This is a genomic window from Streptomyces sp. NPDC001604 (genome assembly GCF_042893475.1).
Taxonomy (GTDB): domain Bacteria; phylum Actinomycetota; class Actinomycetes; order Streptomycetales; family Streptomycetaceae; genus Streptomyces.
On record NZ_JBIAUY010000021.1, the window covers coordinates 164,579 to 190,182 of the forward strand.

General features: G+C 69.0%; 28 protein-coding genes and 1 pseudogene. 6 read left to right on the forward strand and 23 right to left on the reverse strand.

The features are described from left to right. Positions 1-8: 8 nt before the first annotated feature. From ACFY1E_RS40065 to ACFY1E_RS40135, 15 genes and pseudogenes are all read right to left on the reverse strand, one after another. On the reverse strand, positions 9-479 hold the full coding sequence (locus ACFY1E_RS40065) for a type II toxin-antitoxin system RelE/ParE family toxin (RefSeq protein WP_389085459.1): 471 nt from the start codon (positions 477-479) through the stop codon (positions 9-11). Further along, entirely contained in the window at positions 476-1,285 is an 810-nt protein-coding gene (locus tag ACFY1E_RS40070) for a hypothetical protein (protein ID WP_389085462.1), read from the reverse strand. Before ACFY1E_RS40070 ends, ACFY1E_RS40065 begins: the two co-directional genes overlap by 4 nt. A gap of 1 nt (position 1,286) precedes the next feature. Further along, positions 1,287-1,898: a DUF4913 domain-containing protein gene (locus ACFY1E_RS40075; protein WP_389085464.1), complete on the reverse strand. Its 612-nt coding sequence runs from the start codon at positions 1,896-1,898 to the stop codon at positions 1,287-1,289. Positions 1,899-1,994: 96 nt separating this feature from the next. After that, a complete protein-coding gene (locus tag ACFY1E_RS40080) occupies positions 1,995-2,165 on the reverse strand; it encodes a hypothetical protein (protein ID WP_389085528.1) in 171 nt (56 codons plus the stop codon). A gap of 495 nt (positions 2,166-2,660) precedes the next feature. Beyond that, a pseudogene (locus ACFY1E_RS40085) lies at positions 2,661-2,843 on the reverse strand (C-5 cytosine-specific DNA methylase); the annotation flags it as partial. A gap of 28 nt (positions 2,844-2,871) precedes the next feature. Continuing rightward, complete coding sequence (locus ACFY1E_RS40090; protein ID WP_389085467.1) at positions 2,872-4,101, reverse strand: IS110 family transposase; 1,230 nt, start codon at positions 4,099-4,101, stop codon at positions 2,872-2,874. 516 nt (positions 4,102-4,617) lie between these two features. Further along, a complete protein-coding gene (locus ACFY1E_RS40095) occupies positions 4,618-4,908 on the reverse strand; it encodes a DNA cytosine methyltransferase (protein WP_389085469.1) in 291 nt (96 codons plus the stop codon). Further along, entirely contained in the window at positions 4,898-5,500 is a 603-nt protein-coding gene (locus tag ACFY1E_RS40100) for a hypothetical protein (RefSeq protein WP_389085471.1), read from the reverse strand. Before ACFY1E_RS40100 ends, ACFY1E_RS40095 begins: the two co-directional genes overlap by 11 nt. Beyond that, positions 5,497-6,678: a DnaB-like helicase N-terminal domain-containing protein gene (locus ACFY1E_RS40105; protein WP_389085473.1), complete on the reverse strand. Its 1,182-nt coding sequence runs from the start codon at positions 6,676-6,678 to the stop codon at positions 5,497-5,499. Before ACFY1E_RS40105 ends, ACFY1E_RS40100 begins: the two co-directional genes overlap by 4 nt. Then, the gene (locus ACFY1E_RS40110; protein WP_389085475.1) at positions 6,675-6,911 is read right to left on the reverse strand and encodes a hypothetical protein; all 237 of its coding nucleotides are present in this window, start codon (positions 6,909-6,911) and stop codon (positions 6,675-6,677) included. Before ACFY1E_RS40110 ends, ACFY1E_RS40105 begins: the two co-directional genes overlap by 4 nt. Before the next feature lie 101 nt (positions 6,912-7,012). After that, the gene (locus tag ACFY1E_RS40115; RefSeq protein ID WP_389085477.1) at positions 7,013-8,806 is read right to left on the reverse strand and encodes a type IV secretory system conjugative DNA transfer family protein; all 1,794 of its coding nucleotides are present in this window, start codon (positions 8,804-8,806) and stop codon (positions 7,013-7,015) included. Between the two features lie 124 nt (positions 8,807-8,930). Further along, complete coding sequence (locus tag ACFY1E_RS40120) at positions 8,931-9,632, reverse strand: hypothetical protein (RefSeq protein ID WP_389085480.1); 702 nt, start codon at positions 9,630-9,632, stop codon at positions 8,931-8,933. A gap of 19 nt (positions 9,633-9,651) precedes the next feature. Continuing rightward, positions 9,652-10,149, reverse strand: a complete 498-nt coding sequence (locus tag ACFY1E_RS40125) for a hypothetical protein (protein ID WP_389085482.1) — start codon at positions 10,147-10,149, stop codon at positions 9,652-9,654. Positions 10,150-10,182: 33 nt separating this feature from the next. Continuing rightward, the gene (locus ACFY1E_RS40130) at positions 10,183-10,953 is read right to left on the reverse strand and encodes a hypothetical protein (RefSeq protein ID WP_389085484.1); all 771 of its coding nucleotides are present in this window, start codon (positions 10,951-10,953) and stop codon (positions 10,183-10,185) included. 29 nt (positions 10,954-10,982) lie between these two features. Beyond that, positions 10,983-11,693: a hypothetical protein gene (locus tag ACFY1E_RS40135; protein ID WP_389085486.1), complete on the reverse strand. Its 711-nt coding sequence runs from the start codon at positions 11,691-11,693 to the stop codon at positions 10,983-10,985. A 197-nt stretch (positions 11,694-11,890) separates the two neighbouring features. Here ACFY1E_RS40135 and ACFY1E_RS40140 point away from each other — a divergent pair, with 197 nt between their 5' ends. From ACFY1E_RS40140 to ACFY1E_RS40155, 4 genes are all read left to right on the forward strand, one after another. After that, on the forward strand, positions 11,891-12,856 hold the full coding sequence (locus ACFY1E_RS40140) for an IS481 family transposase (RefSeq protein ID WP_389085489.1): 966 nt from the start codon (positions 11,891-11,893) through the stop codon (positions 12,854-12,856). Positions 12,857-13,162: 306 nt separating this feature from the next. After that, entirely contained in the window at positions 13,163-13,477 is a 315-nt protein-coding gene (locus ACFY1E_RS40145; RefSeq protein ID WP_389085491.1) for a hypothetical protein, read from the forward strand. Positions 13,478-13,566: 89 nt separating this feature from the next. Then, positions 13,567-14,769: a hypothetical protein gene (locus ACFY1E_RS40150; protein WP_389085493.1), complete on the forward strand. Its 1,203-nt coding sequence runs from the start codon at positions 13,567-13,569 to the stop codon at positions 14,767-14,769. A gap of 33 nt (positions 14,770-14,802) precedes the next feature. Beyond that, entirely contained in the window at positions 14,803-15,540 is a 738-nt protein-coding gene (locus tag ACFY1E_RS40155) for a hypothetical protein (protein WP_389085495.1), read from the forward strand. Between the two features lie 51 nt (positions 15,541-15,591). On the opposite strand, the gene ACFY1E_RS40160 is transcribed toward ACFY1E_RS40155, so the two are convergent. Continuing rightward, the gene (locus ACFY1E_RS40160) at positions 15,592-16,434 is read right to left on the reverse strand and encodes a hypothetical protein (protein WP_389085497.1); all 843 of its coding nucleotides are present in this window, start codon (positions 16,432-16,434) and stop codon (positions 15,592-15,594) included. A gap of 678 nt (positions 16,435-17,112) precedes the next feature. Between ACFY1E_RS40160 and ACFY1E_RS40165 the strand changes: the two genes are divergently transcribed. Further along, positions 17,113-17,517, forward strand: a complete 405-nt coding sequence (locus tag ACFY1E_RS40165; protein WP_389085500.1) for an NPCBM/NEW2 domain-containing protein — start codon at positions 17,113-17,115, stop codon at positions 17,515-17,517. Positions 17,518-17,593: 76 nt separating this feature from the next. After that, complete coding sequence (locus tag ACFY1E_RS40170) at positions 17,594-18,469, forward strand: IS5 family transposase (protein WP_389085502.1); 876 nt, start codon at positions 17,594-17,596, stop codon at positions 18,467-18,469. Positions 18,470-18,538: 69 nt separating this feature from the next. Here ACFY1E_RS40170 and ACFY1E_RS40175 read toward each other — a convergent pair whose 3' ends face one another. The 7 genes from ACFY1E_RS40175 to ACFY1E_RS40205 form a co-directional block, all read right to left on the reverse strand. Beyond that, positions 18,539-19,411, reverse strand: coding sequence for a class I SAM-dependent methyltransferase (locus ACFY1E_RS40175; protein ID WP_389085505.1), 873 nt, complete (start codon positions 19,409-19,411; stop codon positions 18,539-18,541). A 136-nt stretch (positions 19,412-19,547) separates the two neighbouring features. Continuing rightward, positions 19,548-19,724, reverse strand: coding sequence for a hypothetical protein (locus ACFY1E_RS40180; RefSeq protein WP_389085507.1), 177 nt, complete (start codon positions 19,722-19,724; stop codon positions 19,548-19,550). A gap of 81 nt (positions 19,725-19,805) precedes the next feature. Continuing rightward, positions 19,806-21,323, reverse strand: coding sequence for an ATP-binding protein (locus tag ACFY1E_RS40185; protein WP_389085509.1), 1,518 nt, complete (start codon positions 21,321-21,323; stop codon positions 19,806-19,808). 20 nt (positions 21,324-21,343) lie between these two features. Further along, positions 21,344-21,799 carry a DUF6238 family protein gene (locus ACFY1E_RS40190; RefSeq protein WP_389085511.1) on the reverse strand — a complete coding sequence of 152 codons (456 nt, stop codon included), beginning with the start codon at positions 21,797-21,799 and terminating at the stop codon, positions 21,344-21,346. Between the two features lie 44 nt (positions 21,800-21,843). Beyond that, a complete protein-coding gene (locus ACFY1E_RS40195) occupies positions 21,844-23,313 on the reverse strand; it encodes an SCO6880 family protein (protein WP_389085514.1) in 1,470 nt (489 codons plus the stop codon). A gap of 101 nt (positions 23,314-23,414) precedes the next feature. Further along, on the reverse strand, positions 23,415-24,773 hold the full coding sequence (locus ACFY1E_RS40200) for an ATP-binding protein (RefSeq protein WP_389085516.1): 1,359 nt from the start codon (positions 24,771-24,773) through the stop codon (positions 23,415-23,417). A 57-nt stretch (positions 24,774-24,830) separates the two neighbouring features. Next, a complete protein-coding gene (locus tag ACFY1E_RS40205; RefSeq protein WP_389085519.1) occupies positions 24,831-25,517 on the reverse strand; it encodes a hypothetical protein in 687 nt (228 codons plus the stop codon). Between the last annotated feature and the right edge of the window lie 87 nt (positions 25,518-25,604).

Below are 25,604 nucleotides of genomic sequence, written 5' to 3' on the forward strand. Positions count from 1 at the left end.
GAGTGCCGTCAGCGGGACCGTGTGGCGCGGTTCGTGGCGGTGGTCGTTGCCGCAGGCTGCTGGGTAGTGGCGACCGGCTGCCCGCCGCGGTGCTGAGGAGAGCGGGCCCTGGCGGCTTGGGCTCGCCGGTCGTGTGGGGACGTGGCGGTGGCCGCCCGTTCGCGCTCCAGCCGCAGGGCTGCGGTGCGGTATGCGGCCTGGTCCTGACGCTCGCCGACCGCGAGGAGGTAGATCTCCCGTTTGTGCTGGGAGGAGGCGGGAGCGTCCCGGTACTGGATGACCAGCCGCCAGCGGGTTTCCGGGTCTACGTAGACCTTGTGGCAGCCCGCCAGTTCGCGCTGGAGGGCGGCGCCGCGTTCGTTGCCGTGGACCAGGTGCTGTAGTTCGAGCAGGGCCAGGTCGCGGATGTTCTCCGGGACGGCGCGCAGGTCGGCGAGGGCCTCGGGATGGGCGGCGAAGGCGTACCGTGCGCGGCTCATGGCGCGTGTCCACGGGAGTGCGTCGGGGCAGGTCCGGTCGCTGAACGCGGTGGTGATACGGGTGCCGGAGCTATGGCGAGGCCGTTGCCCGTGACCGTGGAGCGAGCGCGGGCGGCTGCCGCCCTGCGGCCGACGGAACCCGGTGGGGCGGGTGCCAGGGGGAGCGGCGACTCCCGCTCCATGATCCATGTGTCGGCCTCTTCGGCGCTGGTGAAGGCGCCCTCCCGCACGGTGTAGGAGCGCATGTCCTTGGTCGTCTCTTCGAGGAAGAGGCGATACGGCGCATCCGCGGAGTCGGGATGGCTGTCGTAGACGAGCGTGCGGACCTCGACGCCGACGTCGAAGGAGCATGGGTTGTCGGTGTAGTGGTCGAGGACCTCGTACCGGTTGCCGGAGTTGGCCCGGAGCAGGTCCTCAAGATGTGCCGTGAGTCCGTCGGCAGGGCGGGGCCCGTGGGGGTGGGATCCCCTGACGACTTCCTGCGGGAAGCCCTGACGGATCAGCCAGTTCTGCGCCAGCGGAACGACCGGGTGACGCTCGGAGGCGAAGTCGAACGTGCGCTGCTGGACGTCGCGGGTGATGTGCAGCGTGACGTACTCCGCCATCCCCGGGATGTCCCAGATCGCGGACCGGTCGTGCAGCAGCAGGTAGCTGTTGCGGCCGTCGGCGCTGTGGTGCTCGGTGAGGGGGACGAACAGGTCGTCCGAGAGCGTGACGGAGGAGAAGTCGTCCTCGATCTGCTCGGTGGCGGCTTGGAAGCCGTCGAGCCGGTAGTCCGGCGCAGGGGGTTCGTAGGTGTCGGCCATCTCAGGCTCCGGCGGGCTCGGGCGAGGCCAGCAGCCGGTGGTGGGGTCGGGCCGCACTGGTGGTGCAGGCGCCGAACGGGCCATCTGGGGTGCGTAGTTGGAGTAGTGCCGGGTCGAGGTGGTCGCGGTGCCAGGTGGAGGGGCCGGTGAGGCCGGCCTGGACGTCGGTGAGTTGCTGCCAGGCGAGCCAGAGGGCGTGCAGCCGGGCCACGGCCTCGGGGTGCTCCTGCCACTGCTGGCACCACGGGCGGCCGGTGGTGATCTCTCGTCCGTAGACCGGCAGGAGCAGGTTGTGCACCCAGTTGGTCAGCGCGGCCAGTTCCACGGCGTACGCCTGGGCGCCGAGCGCCAGGATGAAGACTGAGGCTGGCGCGTCCTCCTTGGTGCCGTTGGTGTTGCCTCCGGTCGGGCCGGAGGCGGATGCAGGGTTTTCAGGGCGCTCGGGATCGGCTGGTTCGCCGTCCTGTGGGGCGGGCTGGTCGTCGGTGAGCCGGGCGAGCGTCTCGCCCTGCCTGCGGCTCTCGGCGACGAGCCGGGCGACCGTGGCGACGAGGTCATCGAGGTCGTGGTCCGGTATGCGCACCGGTTCGCTCTCGTGGGCGGGTTCGGACATGGCTACCCCTGGTGCAGGTTCTGGTGGGTGGGGTGACGAGGTTCCGGAGAAACGGGGGTTTGGCCCGGCCGGGAAAGTGGGTGTAGAAGGCCCAGGTCAGCGCGGCGCGCGATGGCGGCACACGGTCCCGGGCGGGGCCAGGATCTGCAGGGCGCGGGCGGCCTGCTGGGGCACAACTCCGTTGCCCAGAACGGTCAGTTGGGCGGGGCGCCCCAGCCCCGGCGTGCCCGTCACCCAGCCGGGCGCAAGGCCTTGCATCCACTCCACGAACCGCGGGCTGAGGCGGCCGGCGTCGTCGGTCGGCCGAGGCGCGGGACGGGTGGCCTGCTCCCAGCGGGTGATCGCGGCGGCATACGGCCCCCAGATCTCGGCCCGTCCCCCGTGGCCGACGGACGCTCGGACAGCGGCAGCGACTGCGTGAGCGGAGTCCTGCTCGACGTGCTTTTCCGCTGTCCGGCCGTGCGTGTGGACGTGGCATCCGGGGCGGTGCGCAGGCGTGCCGCCGAGGGCAGGGTCAAGTCCCCGTTGCCGTGGCGCTGGTTGGGTGAGCCCTTGGTGCCGTCCGAGGCCTTCGGGGTGGGCAGGAGCCACTCGATCTCGTCCGCCAGGTTCGGGCCGTGGCCGCCCTGCTTGCGTTTCGCCGGGTGCTGGCTGCCCCCGTTGGATCCCAGGTTGCTGGTCGGCGTCTTGAGCAGCGGTGATCCGTCCGGAGGGCCAGGCGACGAGGAAGATCCGCTCGCGGCGGTGTGGGGCTCCGACGTCAGCGGCGCGAAGCACGCACCAGCGCGCATCGAACCCGAGGTCGGCCAGGGAGCCGAGTACGGCACCGAGTGCGCGCACAGCAGGCTGGCCTGCGGTGTCTCCCAGACACCACGGGCAGAGTTCCACGTCGCCAGGGGAACCGGCGGGCGAGGTGAGGAGCCCCCGGACATTCTCGATCACCACCAGGCAGACATCTCACGTGTCCAGGAAGTCAAGCCGCGATCGCCAGCGAGGAGGTGAAGGCGTGATCTTCGCTGAAGAGCTGCCGGGTTTTGAGGCAGTGGTGGAGCTGGCCGAGCATGCGGTTGAGCAGGTGGCGCTGGGCTTGGGCGTGCCAGTCTCCGTGGTCGCGCCGTCGCCGGTAGTGGGCCTTGGCTCCGGGAGAGGCGTTGGGTGCGGCGAAGGCCCAGAGGAAGCCGGCATTGATGAGCCGGTTGTTCTTGACGAACCGGCGGCCGACGTAGTGCTTCTTGCCGGAGGCCCGGGTGATCGGGGCGGAGCCGGCGTAGGCCTTGAGTGCGCGGGCGTCGGCGAACCGGGTGCGGTCGTCGCCGATCTCGGCGAGGACTCGGGCGGCGAGTTGGACGCCCAGTCCGGGGAAGCTCAGCAAGATCTCCGCGTCGGGGTGCTCGTGAAAGCGGCTTTCGACGGCCTCGGCGAGTTGGTCGGCGGCGGCGCATGCGGCATCCAACTGCCGCAGGAGAGCCAGGAGTTGGATGCCCATGGCGTCCTCGACGGCCGACGCCTGGCGGCCGTGCTCGGTCCGCAGGACGGCCCGAAGCCGCTCGGCTTCGGCATCGATGCCGCGTTGCCGCCCGGAGCGTTTGAGGGCGGCCCGCAGCTGGGCCAGGGTCAGTCGTGCTCCCGTGCCGGGGGTCGGTGCGGCGGTCAGGATGGCGCGGGCGTCGGGGCGGGTCAGGCCGTACTGCTTGGTCTGGAAGGCCTCCAGGGCGGCCGGGTAGTACTCGCGCAGCAGCGAGCGGACCTGGTTGGCCAGCTGCTGGCGGCTCCAGACGGCGTCCTGCTGGGCGCGGGCGAGGACCGCGATCGCTTGGGCGAGTTCGCTGTCGGCGGGCAGCGGCCGGTGCATGGCCATGTCGGTTCGCAGGATGTTGGCGAGCACGAGGGCGTCGCCGGGGTCGGACTTCTTGCGGGAAACTGCGTGCCGGTCGCGGTAGCGGGCGGCGGCCAGAGGGTTGACGGCGAAGATCTGCCGCTTGCCGGTCCGCAGGGCGGCGACCAGCAGGCCGCGGCCCGTCTCGATCGCGACCGGTATGGGCTCCTGCGGCGTGTCGCCGTGCTCGGCGAGTACGTCGAGCAGGATCCGGTAGCCGACCGCGTCGTCGGTGATGCGGCGCTTGGCGAGCAGAGTGCCCGTGTCGTCGACCAGGGCGACATCGTGGTGGTGCTCGGCCCAGTCGATGCCGCAGAAGATCTTCAAGTCGTTCTCCTCGGAGCTGTTGTTTGCGCAGGTGGCAGGCCTGTGCGGGCCACGCGGCGACCTAATCCCAGGACTCGTCGGTCCGCCATCTCACTAGCCGTTCGCGGCACCAGCGCACCGCGCGGGTCCCGGTCTTGGCCAGAGCTCGAAGGGCTCGCGGAGTTCGAGGGGGTCACCGTGCGGCGGGCTCACACCACGACGATCAACGTCTGGTACCCGTCGGCGGGTTTCGCGGTGGCCCGAAGACGCCGAGCGCCACCACTCTGCCTGAAGGCCTCGAGGACCAGGGGTTTGAGCAGGCATCCGCTCGGAGCCCACGTGACCACCGCGAAATCCACCGCGGCGACGGTGCCGCTCTGTCAGAAGGCCTCACCGGCCAGGAGAAGCCCAGGCATCCGCCACCAGACAGTCCGGACCGCCCGCCACGGGGTGAACCGGAACTGCTTACTCAAGGATTAGGGGTTGAGGGCTTCGATGGCACGGACGACGTGCAACCACAGGCCGGACCGGGTGCCGTCAGCCAGTCCGGCGCGACGGCCGGCGACCGAGACGTCTTTGACAGGGGAACCCCGCCGTCAGGACGCACACCTCCGGGACGTCGGCCCAGTTCACGGCCGTGATGTCGCCGAGGTTCGGCACGGCCGGCCAGTGCCGGGACAGGGTCCGGGCCGCTCCCGGATCGATCTCGGCATGCCAGGCGATCGTTCCGCCGAGGACCGCCTGGATGCCGAGATCCAGACCGCCGTACCCGGAACACAGGCTCCCGATCGACGGCTGGGGCGGCGCGGTCGGGAAGTCAGCGCGCATGTCGGGACACCGGCATGTAGGCGAGACGGGTTGGCGCGGTTGCGGGGAGCGTCGCGGGGACGCGGTAGATCGAGTTCGTTGGGCGTGCCGAGCGGCTCAGCGCGGCGAGGACACGAGGTGGAGTGCCGTCGATCCGGTCGGCAGCACGCCGCAGCGTGACGAAGGTTTCCTGCAACGAGTCCACGGTGAGGTCCAGCCGGTCCTGCGCGACGTCGAACGCGGACTGGCGGGCGTCGAGCAGATTCGCTGAGCGTGGTGCTTCTGCGTGCCTGCGCAGGAATCCGAGCTGTTCGTAGGCTTCGGTGTAGTTGTTCACGGCGCGTCCCGCCGGGGCGGACGCGCTGGTGTAGGCGTCGATGACCGGGCCGAAGTCAAGTCCCGGATCGTTGTCGGTGGCGCGGAAGAGGACCGCGTCGGACAGGTCCTTCACGAGTCCCGTCAGTGCGCCGAGATGATGGGATGCGGTGGCAAGGTCGGGCAGGGAGCTGTGTGTGTATGACTGGACCACTTCAGTCCGGAGCTGCTCGAACTCCCGAGCCAGCGCGTACAGTTCGTCCTTCTCCAGGCCCGCTCGTCCGGTGTGGTCGGTCATGACGGACTCCGATGGTTGTGCCGGTCGGGAAGCGCGGTGCACGAGGCCGCGACCGGCGCCGAGGGGGCCGGGGCAGATGTAGGGCGGCTGCGGGCTCGGGCCGCCTCGATGCGGGCGGCAGGCGGCGACGCACCCGGCCGACTGGTCGGCCGCCGCGGCTCGGGATCGGCTTCGTGCGTGCGGTGCAAGCGGCGGCGTACGTCGTCCAGCGGACCGAGAGCGTGCAGGGCGTAGCCGATCAGCCGGCCTGGGGCCAGGGCTTCGTCGTCGGCGAGTGCGCGTACCTGCCGAGCGACGGCGGCGGCCGTGCGGACGAGCGAGGCCTGGACGACCTGCTGGCCGAAGTGCTCGGCCACCCCGGAGAAGGACAGCGGGTCGCAGATGCGCAGGACGCGTTCGGCGTCGAGGGTCCCATCGGACAGCGCACCACGGCGCTGGGTCTCCCACAGCGCGGTCAGCTGGTCGATGGGCTCGCCCCGGTGGTGCAGGGCGCCCAGAGCGCGGTAGATCTGCTGATGGCCGATGTCCGCGAAGTCCCCCGGACGCAGCCAGTCGACGACGTCGAGGAGCTGCTCGGGCCGGGCGCTGATGCAGCCGAGGAGGAACTCCTCGTCGGCGAGGACCTGTTCGTCGACGACTTGCGGCTGCTGGGCGGGCGACGTGATCGGCTCCGGGGGTGGTATCGGGCGCGGCTCGGTTCCCCACCGGTGAGCAAGATCGGCGAGCACCTCGGACAGGATCTGGGCGTGGTGGACCGTCTCCTCGACTCCACCGCGGACGGCGTCGGCACGCGCGGCCTGGTGGAGGCGGATGGCGTGCTGGGTGACGCTGCGGTGGATGGCGCCTTCCAGGACCATCCGCCCGTAGACGGGCGCATGGGTGGGGCGCGGACAGGCGGATATCAAGGAGTGGGCGTACGACGCGGTCAGTCCACGGGTCCGGGTGCTCGCCTCCTGCACGGTGTCCGTCACCCAGGACAGCGGGATCGGGTCTCCGTGCTTCACCGTTGTGGCCGGGTGGCCGTCGGCGTGGAGCTTGAGCATTGCGGCGTAGAGGGCGGCGTGGGCCGGACGGTAGAAGTGCTCGGGCCGCAGCCAGGGCGAGAGACGGTCGAGCTGGCCTGGGTCGACGAAGACCGCGCCCAGGACCGCCTGCTCGGCCTGGACGAGCGGCTTCACCGCTGGTCCTTCCGCGGGGTCGTGCGCTCGGCGCGCAGCTGCGCGACGGCACGGTCGGCTGCGGCCATGTCGGCGGCGAAGCGGTCCAGTTCACCGGCGAAGACGGGGTCCGAGGCGGACATGGCGCCGGTCGGGGTGACCAGCCACCATGCGCTGCCGCGGCGTACGGCCGGAGTGCCGGCAAGCCGCTCGGACGGGCGGACGGAAGCCCAGGTTGGTACGGGGTGGGACATGGGAGCACCTCAAGAGGAAGGGGAGGCCGAGCAGCGGCTCGGCGAGGGTGCGGGGCGTACTCCCCCGCGTCTCGTACGCGCGTCGCGCCGGGCCGGGGTGGTCATGCCGCCGGACCGAAGTCGTCGCGGTGCAGCTGCTTGGCCAAGGCCCGCTCGGTGATGGCCGCGGTCGCCTGGGCGGAGGCGGCGCCGAGCCGCCCGGCGTCCGGCTCGCGATACCAGGGCTTGAGATCCAGAAGGGCGGGACGCACGCCGGTGGCCAGCAGCAGCGCGGACCCCTTGGGCAGGGCCCGGATCGCGTCGGCCGGCAGCACCCGCTCCTGACGCGTCGACACCGACGTGGACTTGCCCGACTCGCTGGTGGACACGGAGACGGTGCGCACGTCGTGGTCGCCGACGAGGCGGGAGAGCTTGTCCGCGAAGTCGGCGTCGTCGATGCCGGAGCCGACCAGCTTGATCGTCGCGGCGGACCACAGGGCGTCCATGCCGGCCTCGCCCCAGACCCGTACGCCCTGGCGGTAGGACTGCAGGATCGTGATCGGGATGACGCCCCGGGACCCGAGGTGGGAGTAGAGGTCCGGAAGGTCGGAGATCTTGCAGACGTTGGCGGCCTCGTCGAGGATCGCGAGCAACGGTGCGTCCAGGCGCCCGCCGTCGCGTTCGGCCTGGATGACGGCCGCGCGCATCACCGCGTCGGCGGCTGCGGCGATGATCGCCGAGGCGGAGCCGCCGCCGTCCTTCGACAGCAGGAACAGGGTGTCCTTGCTGGTCGCGAACACCTCCGGCTGGAACTCCCGGACCTTCTCCAAGCCGCCTGGAGGAGTGACCCAGGCGGCGATGCCCGGGTCGAGGAGGCAGCTGGCGTACTGCCGGGCGGTCTCGAAGATGCCGTCGCGGGTCTCGACGGCTCCGGCCACGGTGCCCTGGAGCTGGGCGGCGACGCCGTCGAGGCCGGCGTCCTGGAGAAGGTCGATGGGGGTGCGGTCGGCGGGCGAGGCGAGCCAGGCCAGCACGTCGGTGATCGGCCGGCGGTCGCGGGCCGCGGCGAGGAACAGCGCGGTGAGGGTGTTGGCGGCGGCGGTGGACCAGAAGTCGCCTGCGCTGGACTCGTCCACGGAGGCGGTCACGAAGTGTCCGGCCAGCCGCCGGGCCCCGGCGAGATCGTGGGCGTCGGCGAGGATGTCCCACCACATGGTCTGCGGGGCGTGGGCGATCTGCTGCGGGTCCAGGGTCCACACCGTGCCCACCCGGGAGCGCTCGTCGAGCGTCGCCGTGAAGGCGTCGCGTGCCGCTTTGTTCGAGGTCAGCAGCACCGGGCCGGGGGCGCGCAGGATCGCGGGGATTGCCAGTCCCGAGGTCTTCCCGGAGCGGGGCGCCATGATCGCGAGGAGCACGTCCTCCCAGGACGAGCGGACCTCGGTGGCCCCCGGCTTCAGCGTGCCCAGCAGTACGCCGCGGTCGTCCGGGGCGATGTCCTTGGGCTTGGTGCCCTTCAGGCTGGGCCGCAGGTCGATGGCCTTCGCGGCGATCTTCCTGGGCAGCAGGTCGGCCAGGTCGCGCCGATCGGCCAGCCCGTTGGGGTTGCGGCGAACGCGCAGCCACAGGCGGGCACCGAGGACGGCTACTGCGGTGAGCGTGGCGGCGGGCAGCAGGTAGCAGCCGGTGAGGACGGCGGGCCGGGCGAGATGCGGCCAGACGAGTTCAGGGTGCAGGAGCGCGTTGGTCGGCTGGAAGGCGGCCCACGGATCGGAGCCGACCAGGGTGTTGGCGAGATTGCCGAACAGCCAGGCCAACGAGCCTCCCCCCATGCCGAGACCGGCGATGCCGATCAGGAGGTAGAGCAGGAAGTCGGTGCCGGTGGTGGTCGAGGGCGTGCTGGTGCGCGGAGATGGCAAGGCGGGATCCAGGGGAGTGCGGACCTACGGGTGGTGGCGGGGCGGCACGTTGCTCTGGCGATCACGAGCGGACTCCTGGTGGTTGTGGCGGTAGGCAGGAGAGTTGGACGGAAGGCGGGGACGGTCAGCGAGACCGGCCCGGCCGGGGCGTGGTGGGTGGTGTGGCGGAGGGCCCGTCGGCGGCGGGCGTGACGCTGGTGCCCGCGCGAGGGGCGGTCGCGTAGTAGCTGGCGACGCCTTCCTGCCAGCTCCGCTTCTGGGGTGGCCCGAGGCTCTGCATCTGCTGGCCGGCTTCGCGCACGTCCTCGGCGAGAGACGTGAGGGTGGCGGCGGCGTCCTCGAAGATGTGGGACAAGTCCCAGCCGTCATCGGTGTCGGCGACGTTGGCTTGTACGGCGGCGGCCTCGAAGAACTCGCTGAGTCGGACGAGGACACCGTCGTCCGGATCGACGACGTGCTCGACGAAGTCGGCCGCCCCCGCGTACGTCTCGGCTCCGTTGAGCTGATCGGTCAAGGAGAGGATCTGCTGCCCGTAAACGCGCCTGCCGAGGGGATCGGTGGGCGTGGCGATCCCGGTGACGTCCAGCCCGGGATCGAGTTCGACCCGGTAGCCGACCGCTGTGAGCATCCGGGCGGCATAGCTGGCCATCTGGTTCTCGCGCTTCTCGCCCATGTCCCAGGGGAGGCGGTACCAGAAGGAACGCGGCGTGGTCTCGATGACGAACCCGGCACGCTTGAGGAGGGTGACAGCCAGCTTGTCTCCGCCCTCGGCGATGACGTTGCCGTCCGGCTCGCGAGTGATGACGACATCGGGCGTGGTGGACATGGAGGCCTCCGCGGGCGGGTCAGAAGTGAGGGTTCTCGGTGGGCCGGTCGCCCGCAGTGGCGGCGGCCAGCAGCTCGGGCAGATCACCGGGGTCGGCGTCGCGCTGATCCAGCCACCACCCGGCACGCGTCAGCGGCCGCGCCGCATCCTCGACGGCGGCCCACTCCGCCTCGCCGGTGGTGCCCTCGACGACGAGGGCGGTGTACGCGGCGGCCATGAGCTGGTGGCGGCAGCGGGTGCCCCAGGCGATGGCGCGGTCGGTGCCCTCCAGAGGAGGCATCCGGTACCGCGTCGACCACTCCTCGGCTTCGGCCTGCTCCGCGGCGCGCTTCTTCGCCAGCCACTCTGCCTTGGACTCGGTGTCCTCGCCCTGGGCGGCGCGCCAACAGTCGGTGCAGTCGCGCTCGGCGAGCCAGCGGGCGTAGCCGGCACGCCGGTCGGCCGGACGGTCGGAGAGATCGACCTGCGTGGTGTCTCCGCAGGTGTGGTTGATGGTCCAGATCTTCTTGACGGCCATGAGCCGGACTCCTTCGGGGGATCGAGAGGAAGGTCAGCGCGTACGACGGGGGCTGGACGGGGCAGCCGGTGAACGGGCCGCTTCGTCCGGCGAAGTGGACTGTGCGGCCGGGCGGTTCGGGGAGGAGGAGAGAGCGGCGCGGGCGCGGGCGGTGTGCGTGACCGACGGGAGCTCGTACCGGGGCAGCAGCGGTACGTCGGCCAGGGCCGGGGCACTTTCCGGGGTCACGTCCGGCATGACCGCCAGGTCGAGCTGGGCGGCGACGAGTTGGTCGCCGAGGAAGGCGATGTGGTGGGCGATGGTGCGCAGGTGCTGGCCCAGCTCGCGGCCGTTGGCGGTGCCCAGCCGGTCGCACCAGGCGGCGGCCGTGTCGATGAACTCCTCCAAGTCCCCGACAACGCCGTGGTGTTCTTCGAGGATCTGCTCCAGGACGTCAGCGACATCGGCCGAGCGGCGCAGCTCGTGCAGTTCCCCGGTCAGGGCGGTCAGCGACTGCCCCGGCAGTGTCTGGCGTGCGGGCACCCCGTCCGGCGTCGGGATCGGCGGCGGCAGCATGATGCGGGGATCGGCGGCGACCGATAGACCGACGTCCTGGAACTCGCGGCTGGCACGAGCCACGGCCCGCACCGCCGCGTTGTGCGGGGTGTCATCGGCCAGCGTGTAGAGATCGAGAGCGCTGCTGTGGCGGAATTGGTGCTTGCGCAGTACCTCGTCGAGGAACGGGTGATCGTCCGATACGGCGGCGACCACACCGAACTCCGGGTGGACGCCGAAGGCGACGTCGGGCTCGAGTTGCAGTTTCATGCTGAAGACTTCCTTCGGGTTCGGATGACCTAGCGGGCGCGGGCCCGGTGCCGAGGAGCCTGGGCCGGGCGGAAGGCGACCGTGACGTCGGGCCGCTGCGGCACCGACGTGCTCGCGCGGGCCGGGGAGATGGCGGTGGCGGCCTGGACCCGGCGCTGCGAGGTCGCGGGAGTCGGATCGGGACGTCCGTTGCCGCGGATGTAGGAGAACGCGTCGAACGCGAGGGCCGTGCTGTCCAGCCGCGTCTCGACGTACCGCAGATCGCCCTCGCCGTGCAGCAGTACGCCCTCGCCGGTGCGGATGTCGGTGCCGACCGCGCGCAACGTGCCGTCGGGATCGCGGACCTGGTCGTGCACGACGATCCGGGCGGCCCGGATGTCGGCGTCGAGCGCGGGGGCGGAGACCGCCTCCCCGGCGCCGAGGATCTCCGGGACGGGGGTGGTCGGCTGCCCGTCGAAGAGACCTTGGCCAGGGTTGGGCCGGGTGACGGGCTTGAGGTCGTACACGGCGTCGGACGTGACGTTGTACTGCGCGGCACGCAATGACTGGACCGCCTGCTCTCCGCGCCGTGTCAGGTCACGGTCTGGCTCGGTCAGGGCGTACAGGCGGCTGCCGGGCAGCTGCTCGAAGCCGACCCGGCGCAGCATGTGATCGGCGACGTGGTTGTCGTGCGACATCGCGGCCACGACGCCGTACTGGGCGTGGTGGGCGACGGTGATGTGCGGGCGTATTTCCGCCACGAGAGGTGCACCTCGCAGAGGTCGGGGCCATGCGGAGGACGAGGATGTGGCCCGAAGACGGATTTGGCGGGGCCGGGAAATATGCGCTAGCTGTACTCGGCCGGGAGGTTGGTGACACGCCCGCTACCGGTTGTTGATCATGGAGGGACCTCCGGGCGTAGTGGAGATTGCCGTCTTCACTCACCTCGGAGGTCCTGGTGGCCCACGCTAATGCCCGGCTGACCTTTCACGGCAGATGCCTGCTGGTGCGTCGCGTTGTCTTCGACCGGCGTCCGGTCGCGCACGTCGCGAAGGAGCTGGGAGTCTCCCGGCAATGCGCTCATCGCTGGGTCAACCGCTACCGGGCCGAAGGCTGGCCGGGGCTGCACGACCGCTCCAGCCGCCCCCGCACCTGCCCCAACCGCACGCCGCCCGAAGTCGAGGACCGCGTCCTTGAAGCCCGCCGACGCCTGCGCCGGGGGCCGGAGCAGATCGCCGAGGCCACCGGTGTTGCGGCCCGCACGGTGAGCCGGATTCTGCGCCGTCACCGCATGCCGCCGCTGGCGGCGTGTGACCCGCTGACCGGGCAGGTGATCCGGGCGGTGCGCACCAGCACCGCACGCTACGAGTACCACCAGCCCGGCGGCCTGGTCCACCTGGACGTCAAGAAGCTCGGGAAGATCCCCGACGGCGGTGGCTGGCGGGCCCACGGCCGCAGCGAGGACGTCCGGGGCCGGGGCATCGGCTACGACTACGTGCACGCTGCCGTGGACGACCACTCCCGCCTGGCCTACGCCGAGATCCTGGCCGACGAGAAGGGCACCACCTGCGCGGCCTTCCTCACCCGTGCGGCCGCGTTCTTCGCCGGCCACGGCATCGCCCGCATCGAGCGCGTGATGACCGACAACGCCAGGAACTACCGCACCTCCGGCGCATTCCGCGACGCCTGCCAAGCCCTGGGCGCCAAGCAGAAGTTCACCCGGCCCCACTGCCCCTGGACCAACGGCAAGGTCGAACGCTTCAACCGGACCCTGCAAGCCGAGTGGGCCTACCACCAGGTCTTTGCCAGCAACACCGAACGCGCCGACGCACTCGCGCCCTGGCTGCACTTCTACAACACTGGCCGCCGACACACCGCGCTCGGCGGCCAGCCACCGATCAGCCGACTGTCACCAAAGTCATGACCGAGTACAGCTAGCGCGATCGGCGCACGCGGTCGTGCGAGAGGAGACCGGGCGGCGCCGCAGTGGCGGACACCGCTGTCGTCGCGGCGCTCTGGCCAGCCGTATGCGGCGACCGGGCGCGGGCGGCCTGGACCTGAGCGGACTGCTGCGACCTGACCGGTCGGCCGCGCTCGGCTCGAAGAGCGCGCAGACGTGGCGCTCGTCATTGCGAGTAACTACCTATCGAATCCCTGCAAGGATTTCTTGAAGTCGTACGAACCCAACAACCGTCCCCCGTTTCGTGTCCGCTATTGAGAGCGTCCGAATTTGGAGCGCCTTCTAGAGGGCCGCGACGAGTTCATCATGCGACACCTTCGCTCGAAGCGTCGCAAAGAAACCGAAATCATCGAGGCGGAGCAGGAGTTCTTCGACCGTGTTTGGTACAACCGGAAGGTTGTGCTTGAGGAGCGGCTAGCAGCTGGGGACAAGAGCTTTTCCCTTGAGGTCATTAAGCAGATGCGTGCTGCCTGCCGAGACATGGAAGCCAAGTACGGCAAGGAGAACCTCGATCCCTACTCCGACTTTGAGTGGGGGAATGGTCAACGGGAAACTGTCGGCGCTCCGCTGGGTGCTCGGCGATGAGTGGGACTTCCTCGACACGTAGGGCGCAATAGATAGGACCATAAACAAATCCGTTGTGCCCATATGGGGCACAGACGTACACTCCGCCCATGATGAAACTGACCCACCAGGAGGTGGAGCGGCGGCTTGGGATGCGTACAGCCGACCCGCAAGAGTTGGCGTGGGCTATCTCTGGCGTCATGGCCCAAGCGCAATTTACGTCTGAGCTTCAGATCGACTTTCCGGGCACAGACTCCCCTGCCCTGACGTTGCACTACTTCCGGATGGGTGGATTGCGAGCCATCATCCCAGGGCCGAGCCTTACTGATGAAGTCTTTAGGCAAGTCGAGGAGCGCGTTAAGACAACACTGCTTGCTCCGGCGGTACCCATCGTTAATCGTGTTGCTCTGTTCGCCCACGTGCCCACCGAGGGCTACTGGCGGTACCGGGATAAGCTCGTGATCCGACGCGCGCCGGATGAAGCGCCCCGACCTCAGATGGTGATAGGTGAACACCCAATCATCTTTGAGGTGAAGTTCGACGGCTCTTCTGACTGGCAGCTGCGCAACCTGCGCGCGCTCAAGGAGCCCCGAGAGCTCGCCCTGTTTCTCTCTCTAGTCGTGCCGGGTGTTACGGTGCCGCCCATCAACGCGCGCCAGCATTGGATGTTGGACACTACGCCCGGGGCCATGCGCTCAGTCTGGGCGCAAGAGAGCTACTTCATCCCCGGCTTCGAGGCGTACACAGAGGAGTTGTCCGGCCAGGGCGAGCTTCCCGACATCGAGATGGTAGAGAAGCCACCCACCGGCATTCGTGGCAACGACGTGTTGGTACTGCCGGAGGACTTGGAGCGCAAGCTAGACACCTTTATGCGGCTTGGTGACGACGACCGGGCCCGCATTCTCCGCGCCGCCTACTGGCTTCACCATGCCCGAGAAGTCTGGGACATCTCCAAGTCGGCCTATTTCCAAGCGCTGGTCCAAGCCGTTGAGGCCATGCTCAAGTATGGCGACCATCGGGAGCGCTGCCCGCAATGCAATACTCCCCTTGCGGGTCCAACTAAGTACTTCCGCTGCTTCATCGACCGCTACGCCCCCACGCGGGACGAGCACGACGAGGACGAGCGCAAGACGCGAAAGCTGCTGTACGGCAAGCGCTCCGACCTCACCCATGGCACATCACTGCTCGCCGCCGACGAAGAAGTTGGTTTTGGGTGGCACACCCCGAAGCCGTCTTACGAGTACCGGCTTTCCAGCGAAGCCCAGCGGGTTTGTCGGCGGGCGATTATTGGATGGCTGGACGAGCAGGAGTAGTTTGGAGATAGCACGCCACAAGGAGGGCCGCTCATGGCGGTGAGAGCTCGGATCGAAGGTCACGTGTTCGACCTCGATACTCTTTGTGAGTTGTTTGCGGATGGTGAGCCGCGGGTCAGCAAAGAGAGTGATGGGTACTATCTTGCATCGGACGAGTTGGATGGACTCATCAACGAAGGCGGCCGTCTTCTTGAGGCTGCCTCCCTTGTCCTGCGTCGAGTAGTTGGTGTTGCTCGGGCTCTGGATAGCCGATTCCGCCCCGTAGCGCTCACCGGTCAGTTCACGGACGACAGCGGCAATCGTCACCATGTCGCCGTCCTGGGCACGGCAGAGGAGCGCGTCAAAGCATTCGACGTCGCTGTAGTGAAATTCGCCAACCAATCGTCGCCGCCAGTGCAGCAGCCGCCGCCTCCGCCACAGGGCCCGCTGTACATGGAACTCATCAAGACGCACTCGGATGTGGCAGAGGTTCTCGGCATCCTTGGCAAACCCAGCGTCTCCATGACATGGGTTGACCTCTACAAGGTGTACGAGATCGTGCGACACAACGTAGGGAACGACAAGGCACTCAGGGCCAAAGGGTGGGTACCTGACTCCGACATCTCGGCTTTCACAGGATCGGCGAATCGACCGGATGTGAGTGGCAGTGAAGCGCGGCACGCTCGCCTCCCAGGAGCCTCCCCGAAGCGAACGATGAAGCTCACCGAAGGAGAAGCCTTCATCCGTACGCTTGTTGTGGCCTGGTGGGACTCTCTGAGTCCTTCGTCGTAGGAGACCGCGCGCGCTTCTGTTTGTGGTGGAACCCACGGCTCTGTGTAGCGCCTACGCCAGAGCTGGCCTCGGCGGAGTGTCCAACTCATGGTGCGCCACAATCGCGGCGACGCTCCCCCGCGCGTCGAGGTATCCGGCATGCATCAGCAACTCTTCCAACACGGGCCGCAGGATGGTAATCGGCGCTTCATCTTGCTTGCGCGACAGAAGACGCCCCGCAGCGAAGCCGATGTGCGGACAGTTGGCGTACCGCCGGGACGCTCGGGCGAAGGAGTCGGAGCCAGGTACGTCGAGTCGCTCCCACACGACTTGCCCCTTGATCGTGCTGATGCTGCCACTTACTCCGATGCGCCAGTCACGCCGGCGGCGCTTCTCACTCCACCGCTTCCGGAATAGATTGCGGTACGCACTCCCCCGCACCAGCGCATGAACACGCTGGATGACCGCCGCCACCTCGGCCAGGGGTAGCGGGTCGGCCACCATGTCCACCACCGCCATGCGCAACCCCCAGCTGAGATCGAGCAGGCCGGAACCATACACATCGAGTTGGTGACGGCTAAAGGAGCCGAACTCACCGTCATCCTTGACGACGAAGCGCACCTGCTCGTCCCCGGAGTAGTCGACCTCGTACGACAGATCACCGAAGACTTCGCGCGCCACTACTTGGGCGCGAGCCGCCAGGTCAACGGGATCAATCGGCTTAACAGCCCGAGTCGGCGCAACGCAAACCCGCACGACAAAGCGATCGGCGTAGTCACGCGCCATCCCACTACACCGAGCAATGGTGTAGTGGTCACCCTCTACCGTCCGCTTACCCCAGCGCCAACCCGACTGAAGCAGCCACCAAGCCTTCGTGAAGATGTTGCCCGCCGCGTCAACCTCGCCAAAGGACATGTGCGACCACCCGACCGTGAGCACCGACGTAGGAAGCCGGTTCGGTAGTCCTGGCGGAGCAGTGAGCCTCCCTTACACGGCACCGGCAAGGATAGTGGGCGGCTCTGACAGTCAGGAGCCTCCGCAGGGCACGCGTACCCACGGATGTAGCCTCCGCCGTTGCAGACCACGGAGCGTCACAACTTCCTGACAGCTACAACCCCTGCGTGCCACCATGGAGCCGGGGACGAGGGACGCCCGCTGAAGGGCGTGATCCGGGGGTGCTTCTTGAATTCTTCAACGGCTACCGCATGCATCGCGCTAGGCGGCGTCATCACAGCTCCAGGTGTCTACCTACTCCTTGTGGTTGTCACGCAAGGAAAACTCAGTGCGGGCTCCTTTTCGATTGATGAATCGGACTTGCCTGCGCATCGACGAAAGCTGCTGCTGACGGTGGCATGTCTGTTTCTAGTAGGCGGGCTTTTCATAGCGCTCGGTATCATTGCGCCTGGCGGAGGAGGAAGCACTGCATCGAGCGCATCGCCTTCAGTCACGGACGGCATCACCAGAGCGCCGTACACGGCCAAAGCCAGCACAACCCCGCCGCCAAGACCCAGTTTCGGAACTCCTTCGCAAGCTACTTCCAGTGATGCAGTAACGCCTAGCCCTGCGGCGGCCGATACTGTTGAACCACTCTACTTGAGCGAGACGAAGCCTCTATCTGATCGCGGAATTGGCTCACACTCGACGTCTGCAACCATCAACAAGGAATCTTTCCCCCACAGTGTGGCCCAATATCAAAGCCGCTGTTCGGAGAGTGCGGAGCCCGATGAGTGGGAATACAGCGTCGGTAGTGGCTTCAAATGGTTCTCAGCCGACGTTGGACTCGACGACGAGAACTCCGCCCGCGATCTATCCGTCGAATTTGAGGTGTATGCCGACGGCAAGCCCGTATTTGATAAAAAGATGAGTGCTGGACCTGCTTATCATATGCGTGTCCCGGTGCAAGACGTGCTACGAATCAAGCTCGTGGCTACGTTCACCATCGCGAAAAACTGCAGCGCTTTCGACCAGGCCGTCTGGGGCAAAGCGCAATTTTCTTGAGCGTTCCCGTGAGTGCCCACCTAGCGCAAGCATTACTTACGACTCGCAACGAAATGAGCTCGGGGATGCGTCGGGAATGATCCTGTGTCAGCTCCCGTTGACGCGTCCGGATGGGGGGTGTGAGTCGGTCGAGACGAAGCGTGCGAGCAAGCCGTGGGAGGTCGACGACGGACTGTGGACACGGATCGAGCCGCTGGTGCCCGTGGTCCAGCGCCGATACCGTCACCCTGGCCGACGGCACTTGGATGATCGGCAGGTGCTCTGCGGAATCCTGTTTGTCCTCCACACCGGTATCCCGTGGCGGTCTCTGCCCCAGGAACTGGGCTTCGGCTCGGGGATGACGTGCTGGAGACGGCTTCGGGATTGGAACGAGGCCGGAGTCTGGCAACGGCTGCACGAGCTGCTGCTCGCCGAGTTGCGGACGGCCGACATGCGCGACCTCTCTAGGGCTGCCGTCGACTCCAGCCATATCCGGGCGATGAAGGGTGGGCCGGCCACCGGCCCGTCCCCGGTGGATCGAGGCAAGACCGGTAGCAAGCACCACGTCATCGTCGAGGCCCACGGAATCCCGCTGGCCACGATCACCACCGGCGGCAACCGTAACGACGTGACTCAACTGATTCCGCTGATCGAGGCCGTGCCGCCGATCCGCGGCAAGCGCGGCCAACCGCTACGGCGGCCCAGGCATCTGTATGCCGACCGCGGCTATGATCACGACCTTTACCGCAACCGGGTGCGCAGGTTTGAGATCACCCCGAATATCGCCCGGCGCGGCATCGAACACGGCTCCGGCCTGGGCGTCTACCGGTGGGTCGTGGAGGGCACGATCGCGCTGCTGCACTGGTTTCGCCGCTTGCTCATCCGCTGGGAGATCCGCGACGACATCCACCATGCCTTCGTCACCCTCGGTTGTGCCCTCATCTGCTGGCGACGGCTGAAATTGTCGCTGTGACTCGTGTCGCCGTGGCCCACAGGTCTTCGCGTTCGTCATGGTGTTCTGCTGGACCGCTGCGGATGCGGGTCACGGCGAACCTTGGACGCGTTGAGCGGTGTAGGTGACCGTTAGGCGCGGGTCTGCGACCTGGCCGCCGAGCTCGTCGACGAGCGAACCGAGGCGAGTGAGGAACTCTTCGCGGTCGGGCGCGGAGAGTTCCGCGATGTTCGGGAACGTGGACCACTGATCCCGTGCGGTCTGCGCGGTCAGGATCTGCTCCCATTCGATGATCTCGACAGAGACGTTGTCGAAGTAGCCGCCCGTGGTCAACTGGCTGCGCCACCGGTCGGTGTCGAGGACGTGCGAGCGGCTGTCCCGGTAGCCGGTCTCGGCGGGCAGCAGGTCGTGGTAGACCTCGTCGAGCCGGTCGCGGAAGAGCGTCGGCCGCTTGACGTCGCCGAAGTCGTTCCACCACGCCGCCAGCCAGCCGCCGGGACGCACCAACCGGGCGATCTTCGCGGTCGACGTGGCCGGGTCGAGCCAATGCAGCGCTGTCGCCGCCGCCGCGAGGTCGAACCCGCCTGGCAGGTCTACAGCCTCGAAGTCACTGACGAGGACCTCCAGCCGGTCACACGCGTGATCGGCGACGAGGATCGCGGCCAGGCTTTCGCCGGGCTCGACCGCGACCACGTGCGCGCCGGCCGCCAGCAGCGGCTCGGTGGCCAGGCCCGTACCGGCACCGATCTCGAGCACCCGCGCACCGGGCCGCAGCCCGCAGCGCTCTGCCAACAGGTCGAAGACTGGGTCCGGGTACCGTGGTCTGCCTCGTTTATAGGTCAGCGCATCAGCGTTGAACGACATCCGGCGAGCTGCGCGCGTCGTGTCAGCCATCATCGATCGCTCGGCGGTGACCGTATCCTGAGCAGCTCCGGTGTCGAGGTCAGATTCTTGATCGTCCACTTCGACAGTCTGCCAGCTACGCCTTACGGGGCCACAGGATTTTCGCCCTGGGTACCCAGCGCAGCTGGGAGCCACAGGTGGTCGCGAAGCCTCATGATGCTGCACAGCAATGCCGCGCTTATTTCGTTACGAGTCGTCAGACATGGCGAAAGCCCGATTCCTGCCCGGCGCCGAGCCGCCGGGATTCGTCGACGGCGCCGAACGGGCCTGTGGCCAGGGGGATGTAGCCGTCAGAAGCGTTGGCCGCAGTGGCGCGGAGGTAACGCTGAACGAGCCGATGTATCACGCGGCGGATCTTGTACTGCTGAGACATGAAGGGGACTTCCTAGGAACGCTCAGGGCGGGAAAACTGGGAGGCCGGGATGGGGTGCGGGCTCTCGAACAGCGGGATTGATCAAGGTCGAGCGATCGCGCCCATCCGTGCATCCGTGTCGAACAACTCCCGCTCCCGCGGATGCAAAAGATGTTGAGTAATGAACGACCGGCCCGCCACCTTCCACAGGCCGCGCCCCTTGGTGAGGGCGGCGACTGCCTGCGTCTCGACGCCGGTGAGCCCCAACAGGGAAGCGGCTGAGGCGAGTTGGTCGGTTTCTTGGCGGTAGATGATCCGGGTGGAGCAGTCGGTGAGCAGGCCCTCGGCCAGGGCCCGGCCGCGGGAGCCAGCGTCGCCGGCGGCCAGCAGGTCGCTGAGGCGGTGGATGACCATCAGGTTCGCGATGCCCAGGCCGCGGGAGAGCTTCCACTGGCTCTGCATCCGTTCCAGCAGGGCGACGTGCCGCATGACGCGCCAGGCCTCGTCGTAGATCACCCAGCGTCGTCCTCCGGCGGGGTTGGCGAGTGCGGACTCCATCCAGGCGGAGGCGCAGGTCATCGCCAGGACGAGCGCGGTGTCGTCGCCGGCGCCGCCGAGGCGGGACAGGTCGATGGACAGCATCGGTGCGCTCGGGTCGAAAGCCACGGTGCTCGGCGCGTCGAACATGCCGGCCAGGTCGCCGTGCACGAGCCGGCGCAGCCCGTGGGCGAGGTCCTCGGCGGCATGCCCGAGGCGGCCGGACAACTCGCCGAGCGCGGCATCGAGGCGCTCGGGGGATCCGAGGACGTAGGCGACCTCACCCAGCAGCGGCGTGGTGCCGTTGGCCTCGGCGTAGGCGACGACCTGGTCGAGCGCCACGTCAAGGGCGGTGTGCTCCATGGGATGCAGCTCGCGCCCCAGGACCGTCTTCGCAAGCGAGCCGAGCAGCAGCAGGCGCCGCTTGCGGACCTCGTTCGTCCAGTCCTCCTCGCTGACGCCGTACGGCCGGGCGGGCGCGTCGAGGGGGTTCAGGCGTCCTGGCAGTCCGGGGCCCAGAGCGATGGTCTGCCCACCCAACTCCTGGGCGACGACGGTCCACTCGCCCTTCGGGTCGCACGGCACGTAGATCCGGTAGCCGAAGGCCACGGCGCGCACCGCGAGGGACTTGGCCAGGGCAGACTTGCCCATGCCGATGATCCCGGCCAGCAGGATGTTGGGATTGGTGAAGCCGTCGAGGCGCCCGTACAGGGCGAACGGGTCGTACGTGAAGGCTGCTTCGGCGTGCACGTCGCGGCCGATGTAGATGCCCTGTGCGCCGAGGCCGCCCTCGGCGAGGAAGGGGTAGGCGCCAGAGGCGGTGGCCGTCGTCATCCGGTGGGCGGGGAGCTTGAGACGGCCGCCGCGGGCGGAGGCCGGGCCGGGGCGGCCGGCGGCCGGGTAGGTGGCCCGCAGCTCGGGGTCGAGACCGGGCGCGGTCGGGCGGGCTGCGGGACGCGCGGCGTGGCGGGCCTGGTCTCGGGCGGCGGCGAACTGATGGCGGGCGGCGCGGGCCGTGCGGCGGTCGCTCTTGCGCGGGACGAACAGGGGGCTGGCGCTGGCGCGGGTGGTGCGAGGGGCCATGGGGGTGGTGCTCCTGAGGGTCAGTGGCGGGTGAGGCCGGTGAAGGGGTCGCGCAGGTCGGCCGGGGTGTGGTCACGGCGGACGCGGGTGGCGGTGGCCAGGTGGCGCTGGCACACGGTGAGTTCGGGAGCTCCCTCGGGCCGCCGGGCCCGGCACGCCTCCCGGGTGGGGAGGCGGCCGGTGCTGGGGTGCGGGGCGGCGTGGAAGGCGGCGTGGAGATGTTCGGCTGCCTGCCACAGCCGGATCCGGCATGCCCGCAGGTGGTCGCCCTCCGCCCTGGCCACCGGGGTGGTGCGGGCGGTGTGGGCATCGAGGAGCCCGTACAGCGCGACGATGTGGGCGTGCAGGGAGTCGAGTTCCGCACGGCCTGCGGCGATGGGGGCGACCGGCATATTGATCGCCTGGTGGAAGTCGAGCGCGGCGGTGGCGAACGGGACGAAGTCCGGAGCCAGTTCGGGCAGGGGCTCGGTCGGCATGGGGGTGCCCTTCGGTAGAGCGCGAGAGGGTGGTGCGGGTGCGCCTAGGGGCGGGCGAGGGGCAGGGCGGCGTTGGTGAAGGCCTCGGCCTGCTGCCAGGTCAGAAGGCGCAGGTCGACGAGGGCGGCGACGGCGGCCGTCTCGATCGCGGCGCAGGCCGCGTTGAGCTGCTCGTCGGTGTCGGCGCTCACGGTGAGCAGCCCGGTGAGGGCGACGTCGGCGTGTCCGGAGATCAGCTGGCGCTCGCGCTGCTTGATGTCGGCGTACTCGACCGAGTCCTCCTCGGAGTCGACCTGTCCCTTGCGCTGCCGCTCGGCGGCGTCCGCGATCACGGTGGCCTTGCGGCGTTGCACGTCCTTGAGCGCGGAGTCCAGGCCCTTGGGCTCGTAGGTCAGCGAGAGCGTGCGGCGCACCCCGGAGGTGAACAGCAGCTGGTGCAGGAAGCCGGGTGAGGTCTCGATGCGGGGCCAGTTCTCGATCCAGAACGTGGCGTGGTGGGCCGAGTCGGTCTGGATCCGGTCGGCCTTCTCGACCAGGACGACGGGGCCGGCGGCAGCAGGCTCGGCCTGCGCGCGGCCCGAATCGGACCACTGGTCCAGAGCGGCCGACGCCTTCGGGTCGTACGCGGTACGGATCACGGCGGCGATCTCGGACGCGCTCAGCCAGCCACCGGGTGTGAGCCCGGAGTTGCGGGCGGCCTGGTCGAAGGTGGCGGTGAGCTGGGCCAGGACCGCGAAGCCACCGGTGAGCCCGCCGCCCGCCTGGTTGATCAGTCGGCGGGCGGCCTTGAGATCAAGGGCGAGCGCGACGTATGCCTCGTGCGGGGCCGCGGCCGGGCCGGCAGCGGCCAGCAGGTCGCGGTAGATCGGTCCGGCGAGGTGGGTCGCCTCGTCGCCGTGCTCGTGCCAGTAGCGGTTGAGCGCGTCACCGGAGTCGGGCACCGTGCGCTCCAGGACCTGGACCCGGGCGATGTGCCCGGTGCGCGACAGAGCCGCCAGCGTGCGCCCCCAGCCCGCCACGTTGCTGGCCTGGGTGGCCGGGTCAAGGAGAGCGAAGGCGCGCGAGGAGACCTTGACGACCGCGGTGAGTGTGCCGTGGTGCGGATCGTGCACCGCACCGAAGCGGCCGTGCGGGGCGGTGACCACCCGCAGGGACGCCGCCGTGCCCGGGAGGTGGAGTAGGCCCTCGCGGCGCGGCCGAGTGGACGGCCGGGCGAGCCAGACCAGCTGGCCCCGGAAACGACGCAGCGCGTACCCCGTGGCGATGGGCGCCCAGTCGGCAAGGGAGCGTCCGCGATGGCGGACGAACACCGCCGCCAGAATGACCGCCCAGAGCGGTATGAGCTTGAGCGCCCCGGTGACGCCGGCGGTGAGCAGCACCGCGAGCAGCAGCAGCCCGGTGAAGGTGACGACGATCAGCTGAGGAGCCGACAGGCCGAGCAGCACGCCGCGTCGCGAGCGATGCGGGAACTTCACGGTGGCCGGGCCGTCAGGCTGAGGGGTGTCGGAGAACATGGCGAAGCCGTCCTTGGAACGTGGAGAGCAAGAAGAAAGAGGGGGAGACGGGGCGGCCGGCGCTGGAGGCGACCGTTGCCGCCCGCCCCGTCAGGCAAGGGCTACGAGCCCGATCCACCTGGCGGCTCGGGATAGACCCACCGCTGCGGCGTCGCACTGCCCTGCGGGGAAGGTCCGCCCACTGGCCCCGGACGCCGGGGTGCCGGCGGATCCAGGTGCGTGATGCGCGGCTGCGCCACCGCGGCGCCCTGGGGCGTCGGCCCGGAGGAGACCGGTGCCGCGTCGGCCGCCGCCTCCTGGCCGGGACGCTGGATCAGCGGCTGCCCGCGGTCACCATCGGTGGGAGGCCGCCGGATCAGCGCTCGGCCCTTGTCGCCAGCGGCGTTGGGGTCCTCGCCGAAGCGGAAATGGGTCTGCTTCGGCTTGTCGCCGTCCGCGGATCCGCCGGTCGGGTCGATGCCGGAGACGACACCGCCCGAGCCCTGGCCCGGAACCTTCGACGGCCCCTGCGGAGCCCGCATGCCGGTGCCGGCCTGCATCGCGAGCTGGCCCGCGGTCTTCGCCGCACCGGCAGCCACCGCGACCCCGGCGACGCCCGTACGGTGCAGGTCGTCCTGGCCGCCGCCGTCGGCCGCCCAGTGCACGAACTTGTACGTGGCATAAGGGCACAGCATCACCAGCACCATGACGACGATGCCCGCCATGGAGTCGGACAGGGCGGCGAGCCCGTCGGAGGCGTCGCTCTTGCCCATGGCCGAGACGCCCAGCAGGAACACGATCGTCATCAGCAGCTTGCTGACGATCAGAGTCGCGGTCGCCTCGATCCACCCGCGCCGCCAGCGCCGCGCGACTTCCCAGCCGCCGCCCGCGCCGGCGAACACCGCCAGCGTCACCAGGACCAGGATGCCGACCTTGCGGGCGACCATCACCGCCCAGTACAGGAACGCGCCGATGGCACACCCCAGGCCGACCATGGCGGGGATCGTCCAGCCCATCGTGTACATCGGGCCGAGGTTGTTGACCTCGATGATGCGGCGGATGGCGTCGTCGACCGAAGTGTTCGCCGCCTTGAACAACCCGGCGGACAGCGCGTCGACCACGGTCAGCGCGATGGTGCTGCAGGCGATCGCGGCGAACGCGAACAGGACACCCGCCACCGTCCCGGTCACCGCCTGCGCGAGGGCGCGCTCGTCACGGCGCCAGGCCGCGCGCATCAGCTGCAGACAGAACGTGGCGACGGTCAGCACGAGACCGATGGGCAGCAGCAGTTCGTAGTTGCTGCGGAACCACTCGGCGTTGAGATCGACGGCCGTGGTCTTGTCGACGGCCGTTGAGGCGAGGTCCGCGGCGGACTGCGCCAGCTCGCCCATCGACTTGGCGATCCAGGCGCCGATGCCATCGGTGATCGCCTCGCCGGTCGAACCGACGACGCCGCCGACGGTGTCGCACACCGTGCTCATCAGGGGAAGGTCACAAGCCCCCATGAGGGCACCTCCTTTCGAGAATGTCGGGGGCGATCAAGGCGCGACGCTCGGCAGCACGCCGACCAGGGCACAGGCCGTGTCGGGGCGGCACTGGACGGCGAGCGTCGTGGAGCGGGACTCGGCTCCGGCCCCGGAGCCCTTCCAGGCGATGGACTGCTTGCCGGTGACCGTGACGGCGTAGACGTACGCCTTGGTGATCGCGCCGGGGTCCTGTGCCAGGGCGGTCTTGAACGCCTGCGGGAAGTGGCCCTCGCCGATCTTCGCGGTCGCATGCTGGCGGTTGTCGTGCATCCGCGACCACAGCACCGGACTGGGAATTTGGTCGGAGACGGACTCCCAGTCGGCGTACTTCTTCTCGCCGGTCATCCACCGCTTCAGCCCGGCGACGTGCTCGGCACGGGAGAAGGAACGGGTGTCGTACGTCCACAGCACCTTGGTGGCCGCCTTGGCGAAGACGATCGGATCGCTCGTCTTGGGCGGTGCCGCAACTGCCGTAGGTCCACCTGGAGTTGCCTCTGGCGAAGCAGCGGGCTGCGTGGACGCCGGAGTCGGCGTGGGCTTGGCTGAGGCGGGGCTGTCCGCGCGGGTCAGATACGCGAGGAGCCCGGCGACGGTCAGCAGGACGGCCAGGATGAGGCCGCCCAGCAGGGCACGCCGCAGGACCGTGGACGGCGCCCCGTAGGTGCGCTCCTGGGCGGCGAGGGAACGATGCTTCGGCATCAGTGGACCCTCAGAATGTTGGAGGTCCGGGAGGACCAGGTATGGCTGATCAGTGGATGCCGCTGATGGCTACGCAGGTGTGGCCGC

Bases quoted from the DNA above. Each gene is read 5' to 3' on its own strand.
- ACFY1E_RS40065 (WP_389085459.1), bottom strand. From the start codon at position 479: ATGAGCCGCGCACGGTACGCCTTCGCCGCCCATCCCGAGGCCCTCGCC.
- ACFY1E_RS40070 (WP_389085462.1), bottom strand. From the start codon at position 1,285: ATGGCCGACACCTACGAACCCCCTGCGCCGGACTACCGGCTCGACGGC.
- ACFY1E_RS40075 (WP_389085464.1), bottom strand. From the start codon at position 1,898: ATGTCCGAACCCGCCCACGAGAGCGAACCGGTGCGCATACCGGACCAC.
- ACFY1E_RS40095 (WP_389085469.1), bottom strand. From the start codon at position 4,908: ATGCGCGCTGACTTCCCGACCGCGCCGCCCCAGCCGTCGATCGGGAGC.
- ACFY1E_RS40100 (WP_389085471.1), bottom strand. From the start codon at position 5,500: ATGACCGACCACACCGGACGAGCGGGCCTGGAGAAGGACGAACTGTAC.
- ACFY1E_RS40110 (WP_389085475.1), bottom strand. From the start codon at position 6,911: ATGTCCCACCCCGTACCAACCTGGGCTTCCGTCCGCCCGTCCGAGCGG.
- ACFY1E_RS40120 (WP_389085480.1), bottom strand. From the start codon at position 9,632: ATGTCCACCACGCCCGATGTCGTCATCACTCGCGAGCCGGACGGCAAC.
- ACFY1E_RS40125 (WP_389085482.1), bottom strand. From the start codon at position 10,149: ATGGCCGTCAAGAAGATCTGGACCATCAACCACACCTGCGGAGACACC.
- ACFY1E_RS40130 (WP_389085484.1), bottom strand. From the start codon at position 10,953: ATGAAACTGCAACTCGAGCCCGACGTCGCCTTCGGCGTCCACCCGGAG.
- ACFY1E_RS40150 (WP_389085493.1), top strand. From the start codon at position 13,567: ATGATGAAACTGACCCACCAGGAGGTGGAGCGGCGGCTTGGGATGCGT.
- ACFY1E_RS40155 (WP_389085495.1), top strand. From the start codon at position 14,803: ATGGCGGTGAGAGCTCGGATCGAAGGTCACGTGTTCGACCTCGATACT.
- ACFY1E_RS40160 (WP_389085497.1), bottom strand. From the start codon at position 16,434: ATGTCCTTTGGCGAGGTTGACGCGGCGGGCAACATCTTCACGAAGGCT.
- ACFY1E_RS40170 (WP_389085502.1), top strand. From the start codon at position 17,594: ATGATCCTGTGTCAGCTCCCGTTGACGCGTCCGGATGGGGGGTGTGAG.
- ACFY1E_RS40180 (WP_389085507.1), bottom strand. From the start codon at position 19,724: ATGTCTCAGCAGTACAAGATCCGCCGCGTGATACATCGGCTCGTTCAG.
- ACFY1E_RS40185 (WP_389085509.1), bottom strand. From the start codon at position 21,323: ATGGCCCCTCGCACCACCCGCGCCAGCGCCAGCCCCCTGTTCGTCCCG.
- ACFY1E_RS40190 (WP_389085511.1), bottom strand. From the start codon at position 21,799: ATGCCGACCGAGCCCCTGCCCGAACTGGCTCCGGACTTCGTCCCGTTC.
- ACFY1E_RS40195 (WP_389085514.1), bottom strand. From the start codon at position 23,313: ATGTTCTCCGACACCCCTCAGCCTGACGGCCCGGCCACCGTGAAGTTC.
- ACFY1E_RS40200 (WP_389085516.1), bottom strand. From the start codon at position 24,773: ATGAGCACGGTGTGCGACACCGTCGGCGGCGTCGTCGGTTCGACCGGC.
- ACFY1E_RS40205 (WP_389085519.1), bottom strand. From the start codon at position 25,517: ATGCCGAAGCATCGTTCCCTCGCCGCCCAGGAGCGCACCTACGGGGCG.